Consider the following 16,664-nt stretch of genomic DNA (forward strand, 5'->3'; position numbering starts at 1 on the left):
TTAAAGTTCTTCGTTGAAGTAATTTTCAAAGAGTTGGCTTTAGTAATCGTTTGATCAGAGTTGTAATCTGCCGCAGTCGCATAGTTAAAGTCAACTGTATTACCGATGGCAGTACTTCCGCTGTCTATAGAGATTACATCTTTCAGGGTAATGTTTACTGTTGTGGTTGCGGTAGTATTTTGAGCTTGAACATTGTTAGTTCCTAATATGATGGCTCCGATAGTTAAGGCTGCGATTGCGAATTGTTTTGTCATGATATTAATCTTTTATTTTATTTCTTATTTAATTGTTCTCTTTTGAACACTACAAATCTACGGCAGCGATAAAAGTTTCTTTGTAGTAGAAAATGGAAGTTCATGTAGTAAAATAACTACAGGATTATTAATTAGGTTTAAATAGAAAACCCCCAACACTTAGAAAGTGTTGAGGGCCTATTTAAATTGCTGTTATTTCTATTATAAAGCTGTTGTAAAATAATTACCGTTTGCGTATAATTTTTCTTAGGTTTTCACAAAAAATATTTATATCATGGTTTCTTGAGATTGTACACAATGTCGGTTTATGAACAGAAACTTTTAACATTTAACATTACTTATCCTTTAATTTTGATTTCACTCCCAATTAACAGACCTATTCTTTCCCCAAGTTTCTATTTCTATCCCTTTTTCATACTTAGAAACTATATAGCAGGAGTGATGTTATTGCGAAAAATAAAAATAGGAATTGCCAAAGAACAGGAATTTGTGCTTCGCAACTGGAGTTATTATTAGTTGCAGACCAAAATAAAATATAAGCTGAAAAAGCCGGTATCGAATTGATCATCGGATAACTCATAAAAATAACGAGGGTGCCTGTACACCCGCAGGGTGAGGTCATGAACACTCACTAAATACTGAGTATATACAACGGCGTGGGTTCTTTTTTTACCTCAACGACAGGCTAAGAAAAGAGAATAGTTAATGGAGAAAGATAACGGATAGTGCGTTTCAATTTTTTGCTGAGCTAATGCCAAAAGATTGTCTACCCGGCAAAAGGTTCTTGTTTACGGCTAAAAAGAATTCAATTTCCTACACTCTTTTTTCATTCACACATACCACAACTTTCACCTCATCTTAAAAAAGGCACAGTATATGCTAATACTAAAATATAACACCCAAAAAAAAATTATTATGAGAAGTTTACTATGGTTAGTCGCAGTCATTTGTATTATCGTATGGCTATTAGGTATGCTGAATGTCGTACCGGGAATTGGTACAAGTTCACTAGTACATGTATTATTAGTAATTGCTATTATCGTAGTACTTTACAACATTATCAGCGGCAGAAAACCGCTTGATTAAAAACTAAAACTATTAAAGAAAAAAATACCAACAGATCCTGTTGGTATTTTCTTTTGAAAGTAAAAAAGTAAAAAATTAAAATATATTCTAGTATCCTTCATTCTGCACCAGGTAGCCAGGAACACTTGATGCACCATCAATCGCAGACTGAGGAATCGGGAATAATCTTTTTCTAGGATCGGAATTGGTTTTGGATGTGTAAACATCCTCGTAATGCCCGAATCTGATCATATCTGTTCTTCTGGAATATTCCCAGTAAAATTCAAATCCTCTTTCACGGTACAGCAAATCAAGATTAATTGAAGTTAAGGCCGGCGGAGTTACGCTCGGACGTGCCGTTCTTGAAGCTCTTACCAGATTAACATCCTGTAAAGCCGCTCCTGCATTTCCTTTTCTCAGCTGAGCTTCTGCTCTCATCAGGTAAATATCTGCTAAACGCAGCAGGACAATATCAGCATTCCCTCTGTTTCTTCCTGTGTCAGACGTTCTGCTGAACTGGTATTTTGAAACTCTGTAACCATCCGTATAATCTTTGTTATTCGGATTTTCAAGATCAATATCCAGAGTGTGATTTACATAGTTTACAAAACCATTTCTCTGCTCAATAATCGGGTAGATTTTGTATTGTCCGGTTATCTCATCAATTTTAAATGGCTGTCCGTTTGAAGCATTTCTCAGTCCCCATTGAACTCCTCTCTGAATCCCCCTGTTGATTTCATATGTAGAACCATTCACAAGGAAATAATGATTTGAATCATTCGCAGGAGTAACTCCCGTTAAATTCTGCAAATTCTGTGGCACTGTAAAGTTTTCTTTATAAAATCTGGCATCCGCCTGAGCAGGATCTGTACTTCCGTACGCCTGAACCCAGGTGTTATAAAAATCAGAAGTGATGGCTGGTCCGTCTGTTCCGTTGGCTTTCGGGAACGCTGCCAATGGATATTGACTCCCAGATAAAGACCAATACCCTAATCTGTTGTGCGAAGTATTAAGATCCTGACGCTGATCAATTGCAAAAACCAATTCTTTATTGGAGTGGTTGTTATCATCAAAAATCGCAAAGTATTCGGGAGACAGTGTAAATGAACCTGAAGTAATAACCTTATTCGTGTATTCTATCACTTTATCCATATCGGTTGCCGAAAAAACCGGCGTTCCGTAAGGATTTCGGTAAACTCCTGCATTAAGGTAAAGTTGCGCCAGGAAACCATTCACCGAAGCCTGAGACATTCTTCCCGGACCTTTTGAATTGTCAAGAACATTTACTACTGCAAGAAATTCACTTTCGATATAAGTAATTGCTTCCTGTTTTCTTAAGATCTCCGAATTTTGACCGCTGTTATCTTTTTTAAATGCAATCCCCCAATAATCAAGCATCAACATATTATAATAAGCTCTCAAAGCACGCATTTCAGCAACTCCTCTTGCCGCATTTGCATCTGTTGCCGCTAATGGCTGAAGTTTCTCAATGGCCGTCACCGTTCTCGAAATCATCAATCTCATGGCATCCCAAGTCTGCTGTACCACAACATTCGTGGTTGTGGTTGTATGTTGGTGAAGCTCGATATATTTCCCTCCGTCATACCAATCGTTTCCACTTCCTCTTGGCGGAAGAATCGCCTGATCTGAACTGATTAACTGAAGTCCATAATTTTTGGTATGGGTAAATGCATCGGGAAGCGGACCGTAGGCAGCAGCAATAAAAGATTCTACAGGTGTAGCAGTTATTGCCTCCAATGATTCATCGATTACCTGTTCATCCAGATTTGTACATCCTACTGCAACGAGAGTACTTAAGCTCAATATTGAGATTAAAAATTTATTTTTCATTTTTTCTTTTTTTAAATAATTAAAATGCTACGTTTACACCAAAAACAAAGCTCCTTGCTTTAGGATACGTTGCGTAATCAATCCCGAACGACTGAATTCCTCCCTGAGAAAGCCCCGTATTGATCTCCGGATCAAAACCTGAATATTTGGTGATGATAAACAGATTCTGAGCTGTTACCGAGAATCTGATGTTTCTGATATGCTCACCAATTCCCAGAAATCGAGGATTTAAATTATACCCTAAAGTAGCGTTGTTTAATCTTAAGAAATCTCCTTTTTCCAGATATCTTGTAGAGATTGCATTGGTGTTGTTTAAGCTTTCATTAGGAAACTGAGTTGCAGCATCTGTAGTATTCTGAGAAATTCCCAGTCTCCCTCTTGAAAATAAAGTAGATGCAGTGTTGTTATAAATCATATTCCCTGCTACTCCATTGAAATTTAGCCCTAAATCAAAATTTTTGTAAGCTGCTTTCAGATTGATGTTGTACGTGAAATCCGGTAATGCACTTCCAGCCGCTACCCTGTCGTTATCTGTGATGATACCGTCTCCGTCTACATCTCTGAAAATGTTTGTACCATTGGCATTGATCCCTAAAAATTCTCTTACGTAAAATGTTCCGATTGGCTCATTATTGACATATCCGTTGATTACCGCATTAGTTGTTCCCGGACCTTGAGCTTCACCCGTAGAAATTACTTTGTAGGGAGAATCTGTTACTTTGTTTTTAATGAATGACATGTTTCCGCCAACGCTGTAAGTGAAAGCTTTGCTTGTATCACTATTATAATTCAGCGTAAGTTCTAAACCTGTATTTTTGATCTTCATATTTGAGATATTCTTCCACATCGTCGCAGCCGGTTCTACAGGATCTACAGTATTTATTACTGAAATAACATTATCAGAAATTTTATTGAAGAAATCAACAGTACCCGTTAATCTGTTATTTAAAATTCCAAAGTCTAATCCAACATTGGTTTGGGTGGTTACCTCCCATTGAAGATCAGGATTGTCAGCTCTTACCAGATAAACTCCTACGGGATAATTTCCGCTGTCGTTCAGAGGGTAAGTTGCCTGTGCAGTTCCGTTGGAATCAGCCTGATAACTTCGTTTTGTTACTTTACCCGGGATTTCCTGATTTCCTGTTTTACCCCAGCTTGCTCTCAATTTCAAATTATTGATTGTGCTTATGTTTTCCATGAAGCTTTCTTTAGAAATATTCCATCCTGCAGCAACAGAAGGGAAAAAGCCATACGTGTTATTGGCTCCGAATTTAGAAGATCCGTCTGCTCTTAAGGTAGCAGTTAAGAGATATTTATCCTGAAAATCATAATTTAACCTTCCAAACCAAGACTGCAATTCATTTTTGTTGGCAACGATCGTTGTGGTCTGGTTGGCCGCTCCTGCTGCAGGAATCTGATATTGCGGCTCGATTCCGTTGAGTGGGAAATTCTGATAATACCAACCTCTCGATGTCAACATTAATTTCTGATAAGAATGTCCGGCCATTACATTAAAATCATGGTCGCTGATTTTAAATCTATAGGTTAAAGTATTCTCTAAAAGCGTGTTGTTGTTTGAGTAATTGCTTAGGTTTAAAGTTCCGATTTCCAAAGGAATCGCATTCGGAATATTCTGAATTACTCTTTCTGCTGTAGAATAATCAATTCCTAAATTCACCTTATAAGTCAACCCCTTAATAATTTCTACCGAAGGAGAAATGTTGGCTAAAATCCTGTTGTTTGTAGTATAATCTTTATAAATTTCACGACGAATCAGCGGATTGAAAGCACCATTATTGAACACCGTTGTTGGCGAACCATTGGTATAAGCCGGATATGTAGGATTCCAGGTAAGCATCGTAGAAACTACATCTGTCGCATTGGGTCTGTTATTTTCAGTTCTTGTTCCGTTTAAGTTAAAATCAATATTAACTCTTCCGTCAAATGCTTTTTGTGAAACATTTACACGTCCGGAATATCTTTTCAGATTACTGTTATACAGAATTCCTTCCTGATCTTCATATCCTAAAGTTGCATAATAATTTGAAGTATCTGTTGCTCCTGATGCTGAAAAATTCACATTTTTAGAAACACCTGTTCTTGTTAATTCATCCTGCCAATCAGTGTTTCCTCCCATATCGTCTAATTTTCCTCCGGCAGCAACAACCTGTCTTCTGAATTCGTCTGCACCAAAAACATTCATTTTTTTGGCAAGATTGGAAATCGTAAGGTTGGAAGAAAGATTCATCTGAGTTCTTCCTTTTTTCCCTTTTTTAGTGGTGATAATAATAACTCCATTTGCTCCTCTTGCTCCATAGATTGCAGCTGCAGAAGCATCTTTTAAAATATCCATCGATTCTATATCATCAGGATTAATGAAGTTCATCGGGTTATTAGCGGGTCCGGTGGTACTGTTATCAATTACAAAACCGTCGATTACGTAAAGCGGTGTAGTACCTGAACGTAAACTCCCAACTCCTCTGATGATAATATTTTGGTTAGCCCCGGGTTCACCACTTATATTGGTAACATTTACTCCGGCAATTTTTCCCTGAAGTAACTGACCCACATTCGCAACCATCCCTTTATTGAAATCTTCACTTTTTACAGATCCTACAGATCCGGTAACATCAGATCTTTTCTGACTTCCGTATCCCACCATTACCACCTCTTCAATATCTTTCAATTTGCTCTCATCGTTGATAGTATCGGATTCTTTTTTTTGCGCAAATGTTAAACTGACACAACTCATCAAAACAGTCGGCACGAGATAAATACGTTTCATTCTTTTTTTGTGCAAAATTAGGATCGTCGAAGGCCAGAATATGTTAATTAAGCTTTAACAAATGAATATAAATAAGTTAATGCAATGTGAATTTTACTGCTAAAAATTAAATTTATATCAACTTTTACCCGAACATATTTTATAATAAACTTTTAATCAACACACTACCCGTTAACATTAGGTTTCTCATTTTCAAATCCTCTTTCCCGAATCTATTTATGAGTAATTTTGCCCCCTAATTTCACATTAATTAAAATTATCAAAAATTCAATCATTATGAAATTTTATTCCACATTTGCTAAAGCTAATAAAGCTATACTGTTTACTTTGCTTCTTTTTACAACAATAATTAAAGCACAGACCCAGAAACCTCTTAATATTATTTTTATGATTGGTGACGGCATGGGTGTTTCTCAGGTCACTTCAGCGTTCTATTTTGGAAATTCAGAACCCAACTTTCAAAAATTTAAAATTGTAGGACTTTCAGAGACTTCTTCTACCAGCGACTGGGTTACAGATTCTGCCGCCGGAGCAACCGCTTTATCAACAGGTGAGAAAACCTACAAGCGAGCAATCGGTGTCAATAAAGACTCCATAGCACTTCCAACTATACTTGAACAGCTTCAGAAAAAAAATTACCAGACCGGATTAGTAAGTTTAACCAGCATTACTCACGCAACACCTGCTTCGTATTATGCACATGTAAAAGACAGAGACCTTCATGAAGACATTGCGCTTGATTTGGTAAAGGCCAACGTGAATTTCTTAGCTGGCGGTGGTCTGAAATTTTTTAACAAAAGAAAAGACGGCAAAAATCTTCTGAATGAATTTAAAAAACTCAATTATAATATAGATACCGTTAAACTTTCAAAACCCATTCAAAATAAAAACAACTTTTATCTCTTGGCACAGGACGAGCTTCCCAATAAAGTTCAGGGAAGAGGTGATTTTCTTCCGGAAGCTACACAGACTGCTTTAGATTATTTATCAAAAAATAAAAAACCTTTCTTTCTAATGGTGGAAGGTTCATTCATCGATTGGGGTGGCCACGCGAAGGATGGTGAGATGATGGTAAAAGAAGTTCTTGATTTCGACAAAACGATTGGTGTGGTCATGAAGTTTATCAAAGAAAACCCAAACACACTCTTGGTCGTTACAGCAGATCACGAAACCGGCGGTGCAAGCATCGGAAAATTCATGGAAAAAGATTCGACAGGAAAAGAAAAGAATATTAAAGGCAAAGTACAGATTAATTTTATTGACAATCAGCACACTGCGGCTCTGGTTCCTGTTTTTGCGATGGGGAAAAACCAGGAACTCTTCTCCGGAGTCTATCCGAACAACACTATCTATCATAAACTTGTGGAAGCGTTGAAAGAATCAGGAGTTCACATTAAATAATCAAACTAAAAATTCAAATATAATGTCGTTTACATACAACATAAGTCTGTTCTGTCTACTTTTACTAGGACTAAAAATTTCGGCACAGACCCCGAAAGCCCACTCTCACAATGATTACGAACAGAAAATTCCGTTCTGGTACGCTTTGGGAGCCGGCGCACAATCTATTGAAGCCGATGTTTTTCTTGAAAACAACGAACTATTTGTCGCCCATGATCAAAAAAATATTTCAAAAGAAAGAACTTTTGAAAACCTGTACTTAAAACCCATCGAACAAGTTATTGACCTTAAATTAAATTCAGATCAACCTGTTCAGATTCTGATTGATATTAAAACCGATGCAAAGACTACACTTCAAAAAATCGTTTCTGAAATCCAAAAGCATCCTAAACTCAGCAATCAGAAAACATTCAGTTTTGTTATTTCCGGAAATCAACCTAAACCTGAAGACTTCACTTCCTATCCTGATTTCATAAGATTTGATTACCAGAAAGTAATAAATCTCACGCCTGAACAATGGGAGAAAGTAGCTTTGCTAAGTTTAAATTTCAAACAGTATTCAAATTGGAACGGAAAAGGCGGATTGACAGAAGCAGACCTTCCCAAACTAACAAAGATCATTAAAGAAGCTAAAGCTTTTAAGAAGCCCATTCGGTTTTGGGCAATTCCTGATTCTAAAACTTCATGGGAATTCTTCACCAACAATGGTGTGGATTACATCAATACCGATAAACCGAAAGATTGCGTTGAATACATTTCCACTTTACCCTCGCGAACATTTAAAAACAATTTATTCTCAGAAGTTTACACTCCGAAATTCCTTTATGAAAATAAAAATATCCCTGTCAAAAATGTAATCTTACTGATTGGTGACGGAAACGGATTATCGCAAATCTCTTCGTCAGTTTTAGCGAATAAAGGTCAGCTGACTTTAACTCAACTGAAAAATATCGGTTTAATTAAAACGTCTTCCACAGATAATTTCTCAACAGATTCTGCAGCCGGAGCGTCAGCTTTTGCAACAGGAAAAAAGACAAAAAACAGATTTATCGGGGTAGATCCTGATGGAAAAACCATCCAAAATATTAGTGAAATTTTATCGAAAAAAGGATTCAATACAGGAATTATCACCACAGATGAAATCGTCGGCGCAACACCTTCCGCATTCTACGCCCACCAAAAAGACCGGGGAATGGAAAAAGAAATAGCCGAAGATTTAATAAAAAGCAAACTGACATTCTTCGCTGCAGGAGGAAAATCAAAAGTCTTCCCACTCCCAAAGTTTACAATTTCTGAAACACCACAAGATATCTCAAAGAGCAAAGCTGACCGTTTAGCTTATTATATTTCTGACCATGGTGTACCTTCGGTTTTGAAAGGCCGCGGAAATTTACTTTCCGAACTGGTAGAAAACGGATTGCATTTCTTACATTCGAAAAAGAAACCTTTCTTTATGATGATTGAGGCCGCACAGATTGACAGCGGTGGCCACAGCAACAATACCGGAACCATAATCACTGAAGGAATAGATTTTGACAGAGCCATCACAAGAGCAGTACAGTTTGCCGACGAAAACCCTGGAACATTGATTGTGATCACTGCAGATCACGAGACTGGTGGTTTCAGCATTCCTCACGGAGACCTGCAGTCTCAAACAGTTGAAGGAGATTTTACCACTGATGATCATTCAGCAACCTTAATCCCCGTTTTCTCGTATGGCCCGAAATCTGATACATTCACTGGTGTCTACGAAAACAACGAAATTTTTCACAGAATTTTGAAGGCCTTGAACATTCAGTAGAAATTAAAAGAGAAACCTAACAAACAATAAAAGCAAAATATTAATTTAGACAATTCATTAGACTTTAAAAATCCAGTTTTCATGTATATTTTAATAAAAATTTAAACTAAAAAGTTTTGATAATTAAAAAATAAAATATCAAAACCCACAATCCGATTTAATTTAAAATATAAAACACTGAAAACTAAAATACTAAAGCCTGAGACAATAAAATAAGCGGTATTGGTCGACAAAAAAGACTAAAAAAATGTTTTATCGTAAAGAATTTTATATATTTGCACAATCTAACAATTAAAAAAAATAATTTACTATGTCAGACATTGCATCAAGAGTAAAAGCTATCATCGCTGATAAGCTTGACGTTGAAGAAACAGAGGTAACTCCAGAGGCTAGCTTCACAAATGATTTAGGAGCTGACTCACTTGATACCGTTGAGTTAATCATGGAATTTGAAAAAGAATTTAACATTCAAATCCCTGATGACCAAGCAGAAAAAATTACTACTGTAGGGCACGCTATTGCTTATATTGAAGAAGTAGTAAATAAATAATATTCTTCAACAAAGAAAATTTAGAAAGTTTATGGAATTAAAAAGAGTAGTTGTAACCGGTTTTGGCGCCTTAACACCCATCGGTAATAATGCGAATGAATACTGGGAAAGCCTGTTAAAAGGTGAGAGCGGAGCCGCTCCGATTACTCTTTTTGATGCCACAAACTTCAAAACAAGATTTGCTTGTGAGGTGAAAAACTTCGACCCATTGGATCATTTCGATAAGAAAGACGCCAAAAAAATGGATCGTAACACTCAACTTGGTATGGTAGCTGCCCGAGAGGCAGTTGCTCATTCAAGGATTATGGAAGACAATGTAGATAAACACAGAGTCGGAGTTATCTGGGGATCTGGAATTGGTGGCTTAGAAACTTTTGAAACTGAGGTTTTAGGATGGGCAAACACTGACATTCCAAGATTTAATCCATTTTTTATTCCAAAAATGATTGCGGACATTACACCGGGACATATCTCTATAGAGTATGGTTTCCACGGTCCCAATTATACTACTGTTTCTGCTTGTGCATCATCTGCAAACGCATTGATTGATTCCAAAATGCTGATCCAGCTTGGAAAGGCAGACGTTATTGTTTGCGGAGGCTCAGAAGCTGCCGTTACAGCAAGTGGCGTTGGCGGTTTCAATGCAATGATGGCACTTTCGACAAGAAATGATGATCCTCTTACTGCTTCAAGACCTTTTGACAAAGACAGAGATGGTTTTGTATTGGGTGAAGGTGCAGGAGCAATCATTCTTGAAGAATATGAACACGCTGTAAAGCGCGGTGCAACAATATATGCAGAATTATTGGGTGGTGGTATGAGTGCAGATGCACATCATATGACAGCACCACATCCTGAAGGTTTAGGAGCTTACTTAGTAATGAAAAATTGCTTGGAAGATGCCGGATTAACTGCTGATGAAGTAGACCATATCAACATGCATGGTACCTCTACTCCATTAGGAGATTTCGCAGAATCTAGCGCAATATCAAAATTATTTGGTGAGCACGCTTACGACATTCAGATTAATTCTACAAAATCAATGACAGGTCACCTTTTGGGTGCTGCCGGAGTTATTGAAGCTATTGCTGCTTTGGGAACTATTATTCACGGTATTGTTCCTCCTACTATCAATCATTTTACAGATGATGAAAAAATCGATAGCCGATTAAATTTCACATTCAATAAAGCGGTTAAAAAAGATGTGAAAGTAGCTATGAGTAACACTTTCGGGTTTGGTGGGCACAACGCTTGCGTTCTATTCAAGAAAATCTAATTATTACTGAATGGAGTTACAGAAATACTTTTCTAAATTCCTTCTCAAACAAAGAAAAAAAGTATTAACGGAAAGAGATTATTTCCTGAGTATTGAGCTTAATAAAATTTTAGGCTTACCTGTTCAGAATATTAACTTTTACCGCGAAGCTTTTTCTATTAAAAATTCTTCTAAAAATCAAGACAGTAACTACGAAAGACTTGAGTTTTTGGGAGATTCTGTTTTGGGTACAATTGTTTCATGTCATTTGTTCAGCACTTATCCTAAGGGTAACGAAGGATATATGACACAGATGAAATCTAAAATTGTAAATAGGAAGAATCTGAATAAATTAGGAGAAGATTTAAAACTTACCGATCTTTTACAAAAAAATAACAATTCTGCTGCTTTAGGAGAAAATATCTCAGGAAATCTCTTCGAAGCACTAGTGGGAGCTGTTTACCTTGACTTTCAATACGATACATGCAAAAAAATCGTACTGGAAAGACTTCTTACGCCTTCAGAAATCAACAAGCTTGAAAATAAAATTGTGAGCTACAAAGGTCTTCTGCTGGAATGGAGTCAAAAGAAAAAGCTCAACATCAAGTACGAAACTTGTGAAGAAATTCAGGTGAACAAGAGTATTGTTTTCCGGTGTCACGTGTGGTTAGGTGATGAAAAAATTGCCAATGCTACCGAAACTTCAAAAAAGAAAGCTGAAGAAAAAGCGGCACAGAGAGCATTTTATATTTTAAATAAAAAAGAAAATATACTTGGAAATCCAAAAACTGTATGATCTTGGCGATATAGAATTTGAAGATATTACCATAGGATTGGTAAGATTAGCTAAAAATATACCCGATCACGAGTTTTTTTTTAAAATAAATCAAAGTAATGATCTTACATTTTCCAGAATTAAAGATCTTGTATTTCACGGTGTTTACTACGATTATTATTTTCCGAGATTCGAAGCATATCACAAGTTTACAAAGACTTGCTTCACTTTTATTTCAAACAAATCTTCAGAAAGTAAACTAAAAAAGTTACAAACTGAGCTCTTCTCAGAAGAAGAAAACATTAAATTTTTATTAAATAATCAGGTAGAAGTAGAATATATTCTGCACAGTCCGGAACAATTCACTGATTTTTCCGTAATTTTGCTGCCTGAAAATCTTGTGTTTCCAATTCAAGATTACAATCTGAGTTCTGAAGAAGAACTATATCAAATAATACAGTATTATGAATAAGTATTTAAAGAAGACAAAAATTATCGCAACGCTTGGACCCGCTTCCTCTTCAAAGGAAGTAATGTTAGGATTGATGAAAGCTGGTGTTGACGTATTTAGAATAAATTTTTCACACGCAGATTACGACTTGGTTCGTACCAATATTCAAAGCATCAGAGAACTTAATAAAGAATACGGGTTTTCCGTTGGTATTCTAGCCGATTTACAGGGACCAAAATTGAGAGTTGGTGTTGTAAAAGAAGGTTCATATCTTAATCCAGGTGATGTTTTAACATTTACAAATGAAAAGATTGAAGGAGATTCTACAAAAGTTTACATGACGTATCAACAATTTCCTCAAGATGTAAATGTTGGGGAAAGAATTTTGATTGATGATGGTAAATTGGTTTTAGAAGTACTTGAAACCAACAAAATAGATACGGTAAGAGCTAAAACAATTCAAGGTGGACCCTTGAGCTCTAAAAAAGGAGTTAATCTTCCAAACACCAATGTTTCGCTTCCTGCACTGACAGAAAAAGACATTTTGGACGCCAATTTCATGCTTGACATGGAGGTTGACTGGATTGCGCTATCATTTGTACGTCATGCACAAGATATCATCGATTTGAAAGAATTGATGTCCAAGCATCCAAAAGGTAAATTGAAAACACCGATCATTGCAAAAATTGAAAAGCCGGAAGGAGTGAAAAATATTGATCAGATTCTCTTGGAGTGTGATGCAATTATGGTGGCTCGTGGAGATCTTGGTGTAGAAGTTCCTATGGAGGAAGTTCCTGCGATTCAGAAAACATTGGTTGAGAAAGCAAGATTCTATTCTAAACCGGTAATTATCGCTACTCAAATGATGGAAACGATGATCAACAGCTTAACTCCGACAAGGGCTGAAGTAAATGACGTTGCCAACTCAGTACTTGATGGTGCCGATGCGGTAATGCTTTCAGGGGAGACTTCTGTGGGAAGATATCCTATTCAGGTAGTTGAAAATATGGCGAAAATTGTTCAGAATATTGAGAAGACGAATTTTTACCAACATAAAAATGAACCAATCGAAAAGGACTTCAACTGTATCGACGAAAGATTTATTACGAACAGAGTTTGTCTTGCAGCAGTAAGAATTGCTAAGAGCACGAATGTTTCTGCGATCGTTACTCTAACAAATTCAGGTTATACAGCGTTTCAGATTTCTGCTCACAGACCGAATTCTCACATTATTGTTTACAGCTCAAACAGGAGAGTAATCACGATGCTGAATTTACTTTGGGGAGTTCGTGCTTACCATTATGATATGAACAAATCTACTGATGAAACAATTATTCAGGTGAATATGTTGACCCATAATCACGGTTATATTGAGACTGGAGATTTTGTCATCAACATCAATGCAACACCATCTTACGAAGGCGGAAAAACAAATACTTTGAGATTAACAACGATTTAATCCTAATGACATAAAGCAAAAACTCCCGAGAATTCTCGGGAGTTTTTTGTTATTTCTTTTCCAGTAATGGCAAAACAATTCTTTTGATTGTAGAAGTATCATCCTTCCATTGAGGGTATTCTTTATTATCTTTCCAATTGGTTACCAATTGCACTTCTCCGGAATTATTTAAAACGATATACTTCGACATATCCGTAATAACCTCATATTGACTCGGCGTGATTTCTTTTACAAAATCTTTATATTTTCTACCGTTTTTCTTTTCTCTATCTTTTAAAATAACAATCTTCGCCTCGGGATAATCTTTAAGTACATAATCTACTGCACTTTTTATTCTTTCACTTCCTTCATTATCCATAAGAAGAACATACGAGTCGACGTTGTAAAATTTTTCAATCTTCTTAAAATTCGGCAGGTGGTAAAGACAAGGCTGGCACCAGCTGGCAAAAGTGAAAAAAATCGTATTTCTTTTATCTGAGTTTTTTGCTAAACACTTTAAATCCTCAGTACCTACTTTATAAATATTGAAGTCAGATTTTTTCAACCCACACTTTTCTTCTTGAGAGAAGGCATTCTGTGCAATGATAATTCCAACTAGAATAACAAATTTTTTCATATATTAATTTAAATATTACTGAAAAATAGCTAATTAAATCTAAAAGTCAGGAATTAAATTAAAGAATTATTTCCCTAAAATAGTCTTCGCCGTAACAAACTCTTTTAAAGCCAATAATGAAAGCTCTGTTCCATATCCTGAGGTCTTTGTTCCCCCAAATGGGAAACGTGGGTCAGAACTGGTCATTCTGTTGATATTTACCGTTCCGGATTCTAATCCATCAATGAAAAATTGCTTACGCTCTGTATTTTTAGTCCAGACTGAATTTGAAAGTCCAAAAGGAATATCATTTGCCATTTCAAGCGCTTCATCATCATTCTCAGCAATCATCAACATTCCTAAAGGTCCAAATAATTCTTCCTGTAAAATAGGATTTCCTTTTTTCACACTGATTAATCCCGGCTTGAATTCGTTATCAGAAATTCTTTCCAAAGGAATAATAGCTTCTGCACCATTATCCAAAGCTTTTTGATATTGCTTTTCTAAATCATCTGCCAAATCCGGTCTTGCCATTCCTCCCAATTTAGTCTCTTTATTCATAGGGTCTGCAGGGACGTATTCTTTGTATTCTTCAATAAATTTTGGTAAGAAGTCATATTCAACGTCTTTCTGAATGATAAATCTTTTTGCCGCAACACACGTCTGTCCACAGTTTTGAAGTCTTGCCAAAGCACCTACTTTTGCTGCCTCGTCTAAATCTGCATCATCCAAAACAATAAAAGCATCACTTCCTCCCAATTCAAGCAAAGATTTCTTGATTTTCTGTCCGGCAATTGATGCCACTTCAGCCCCTGCTTTTTCGCTTCCGGTAAGGCTTACTCCTTTTACAGTCGGATGTTCAAGAATTTCTTTCACTTCTTTGTGTCCAACTTCTAGATTTTGAAAAACACCTTCTGGAAAGCCTGCCTCAGCAAATATTTTTTCAATTGTATTTCCGCTTCCGAAACAGATTGAAGCGTGCTTCAGAACCACTGTATTGCCTGCTAAAATTGCAGGCGTTGCAAATCTTAAAACCTGCCAGAAAGGAAAATTCCAGGGCATGACACCAAGAATAACACCTTTCGGAACGTAATGAATTTCAGAAATTTTATATTCAGATTCTATTTTTTCGGGTTGTAAAACGTCGGCGGCTTCCGCATAATAATTCATCATCAACGCACATTTTTCTACTTCTGAAATAGCCTGTGAAATGGGTTTATTCATTTCTTTGGTAATGATGGTGCCAAATTCTTCTGCTTTTGCTTTAAATAATTCTGCAGCTTTTGCAATGAGTTTTTGTCTTTCTGCAAAAGACACTTTTTTCCACTCTGTAAAAGCTTTATCTGCCTTAATGAGTTTACTTTCGATTAATTGTTCCATGTTGTAATTTCATTTAAAAAATTCAAAAATGAATTTTCTGCTTTTGGATAAAGCATGAGTAAGGCAACAAAATATGTTCCTTCGTTATATTAAAAAAATGATAATCTCTATTGACTTAATTAGTCATTTAGATCATCAGCCATTCATTCACCAAGCTCGCTGCTAACCTCGCTGTTCTCTCCTGAATATCATATTGAGGATTAACTTCTGCAACATCCAGTGCAATGAGCTTTTCACTCTTCAGAATATGTTTATAGAAATGCATAAAAGCTGCATCTGTAAACAAACCGTTATAAGCAGCGGCAGAAACTCCAGGCGCGATTGAGGCATTGAAGACATCCATACAGATCGTCAAATAAAGAACATCAACCGAGTCTATCAATTCTGTTATTCGCTCATACACTGAAGGAAGATTTTCAAAAAACAGTTCGTCTGCTAAGATGTACTTCATTCCGAGTTGATGCGCTGTATCGAATAGTTTTAAGGTATTTGAATTTCGTTGAATCCCAATATGCAGCGTATGGTTATTTTCTTCCTGTGCAAGCTGCCAAAATCCTGTTCCCGAGCTTGCACCGATTCCTTCTTCCGGTTTACGGTTGTCAAAATGAGCATCGATATTGATGATTCCAACTTTTTTATCCGGAAAAGCATTTCTAATGCCAGAATAATGGGCAAAAGTGACTTCATGACCACCACCCAATACCAGAGATTTTGCTCCTTTAGCCAAAACCTGAGCAACATTTTCTGCAAGGGCATTTTGAGCTTTTTCTAACTCTCCGTCTTCGCAAGTGACATTTCCAAAATCAAGCATCGAAAAATCCGGCAAGATCACTGGGAAATTGGCCATGTTTTTTCTGATAATGTCTGGTGCGTCTTTCGCTCCTACTCTCCCTTTATTTCTTTTAACGCCTTCATCTACAGCAAAACCATGTAAAACGAAATCATTAGTTATAATAAGATCATGATTTTCTGCTTCCTGCACACGCTGAAAAAGTCTGTGAAACAATGGTTCTTCTCCATCTAATCTTCCTTGCCAGATCAT

At 36.5% G+C, this 16,664-nt stretch carries 13 protein-coding genes and 1 pseudogene; 8 read left to right on the forward strand and 6 right to left on the reverse strand.

From position 1 onward, the window contains the following. Positions 1-254 (reverse strand): annotated as a pseudogene (locus AR685_RS13980) (peptidoglycan-binding protein LysM); the annotation flags it as partial. Between the two features lie 915 nt (positions 255-1,169). On the opposite strand from AR685_RS13980, the gene AR685_RS17890 reads away from it, so the two are divergent. Further along, positions 1,170-1,340, forward strand: a complete 171-nt coding sequence (locus AR685_RS17890; protein WP_117584646.1) for a lmo0937 family membrane protein — start codon at positions 1,170-1,172, stop codon at positions 1,338-1,340. Between the two features lie 87 nt (positions 1,341-1,427). Here the strand turns inward: AR685_RS17890 and AR685_RS13990 are convergent, their stop codons facing one another. Further along, on the reverse strand, positions 1,428-3,170 hold the full coding sequence (locus AR685_RS13990) for a RagB/SusD family nutrient uptake outer membrane protein (protein WP_059124939.1): 1,743 nt from the start codon (positions 3,168-3,170) through the stop codon (positions 1,428-1,430). 19 nt (positions 3,171-3,189) lie between these two features. Then, positions 3,190-5,955 (reverse strand): SusC/RagA family TonB-linked outer membrane protein, encoded by a 2,766-nt coding sequence (locus AR685_RS13995; RefSeq protein WP_059124940.1) that lies wholly within the window; start codon positions 5,953-5,955, stop codon positions 3,190-3,192. A gap of 276 nt (positions 5,956-6,231) precedes the next feature. Between AR685_RS13995 and AR685_RS14000 the strand changes: the two genes are divergently transcribed. The 7 genes from AR685_RS14000 to pyk all read left to right on the forward strand — a co-directional run bounded on the left by AR685_RS14000 (position 6,232) and on the right by pyk (position 13,647). Next, positions 6,232-7,356, forward strand: coding sequence for an alkaline phosphatase (locus AR685_RS14000; protein ID WP_059125051.1), 1,125 nt, complete (start codon positions 6,232-6,234; stop codon positions 7,354-7,356). 22 nt (positions 7,357-7,378) lie between these two features. After that, a complete protein-coding gene (locus tag AR685_RS14005; RefSeq protein ID WP_082671944.1) occupies positions 7,379-9,157 on the forward strand; it encodes an alkaline phosphatase in 1,779 nt (592 codons plus the stop codon). A 310-nt stretch (positions 9,158-9,467) separates the two neighbouring features. Beyond that, entirely contained in the window at positions 9,468-9,707 is a 240-nt protein-coding gene (locus AR685_RS14010; protein ID WP_002976354.1) for an acyl carrier protein, read from the forward strand. Between the two features lie 31 nt (positions 9,708-9,738). Next, a complete protein-coding gene (fabF, locus tag AR685_RS14015) occupies positions 9,739-10,983 on the forward strand; it encodes a beta-ketoacyl-ACP synthase II (RefSeq protein ID WP_059124941.1) in 1,245 nt (414 codons plus the stop codon). A gap of 10 nt (positions 10,984-10,993) precedes the next feature. Beyond that, positions 10,994-11,758: a ribonuclease III gene (gene rnc, locus AR685_RS14020; RefSeq protein ID WP_047444951.1), complete on the forward strand. Its 765-nt coding sequence runs from the start codon at positions 10,994-10,996 to the stop codon at positions 11,756-11,758. After that, entirely contained in the window at positions 11,736-12,209 is a 474-nt protein-coding gene (locus AR685_RS14025) for an IPExxxVDY family protein (protein ID WP_047444953.1), read from the forward strand. The genes rnc and AR685_RS14025 overlap by 23 nt, the downstream gene beginning before the upstream one ends. Beyond that, on the forward strand, positions 12,202-13,647 hold the full coding sequence (gene pyk, locus AR685_RS14030) for a pyruvate kinase (RefSeq protein ID WP_047444955.1): 1,446 nt from the start codon (positions 12,202-12,204) through the stop codon (positions 13,645-13,647). Before AR685_RS14025 ends, pyk begins: the two co-directional genes overlap by 8 nt. A 49-nt stretch (positions 13,648-13,696) precedes the next feature. Here the strand turns inward: pyk and AR685_RS14035 are convergent, their stop codons facing one another. The 3 genes from AR685_RS14035 to hutG form a co-directional block, all read right to left on the reverse strand. Beyond that, on the reverse strand, positions 13,697-14,263 hold the full coding sequence (locus AR685_RS14035; protein ID WP_047444957.1) for a hypothetical protein: 567 nt from the start codon (positions 14,261-14,263) through the stop codon (positions 13,697-13,699). A gap of 66 nt (positions 14,264-14,329) precedes the next feature. Then, positions 14,330-15,622, reverse strand: coding sequence for an aldehyde dehydrogenase family protein (locus tag AR685_RS14040; protein WP_059124942.1), 1,293 nt, complete (start codon positions 15,620-15,622; stop codon positions 14,330-14,332). Between the two features lie 127 nt (positions 15,623-15,749). Next, the gene (gene hutG, locus AR685_RS14045) at positions 15,750-16,664 is read right to left on the reverse strand and encodes a formimidoylglutamase (protein ID WP_059124943.1); all 915 of its coding nucleotides are present in this window, start codon (positions 16,662-16,664) and stop codon (positions 15,750-15,752) included.

Origin of the sequence: Chryseobacterium sp. JAH, from assembly GCF_001507335.1 — a bacterium.
Classification (GTDB): Bacteria; Bacteroidota; Bacteroidia; order Flavobacteriales; family Weeksellaceae; genus Chryseobacterium.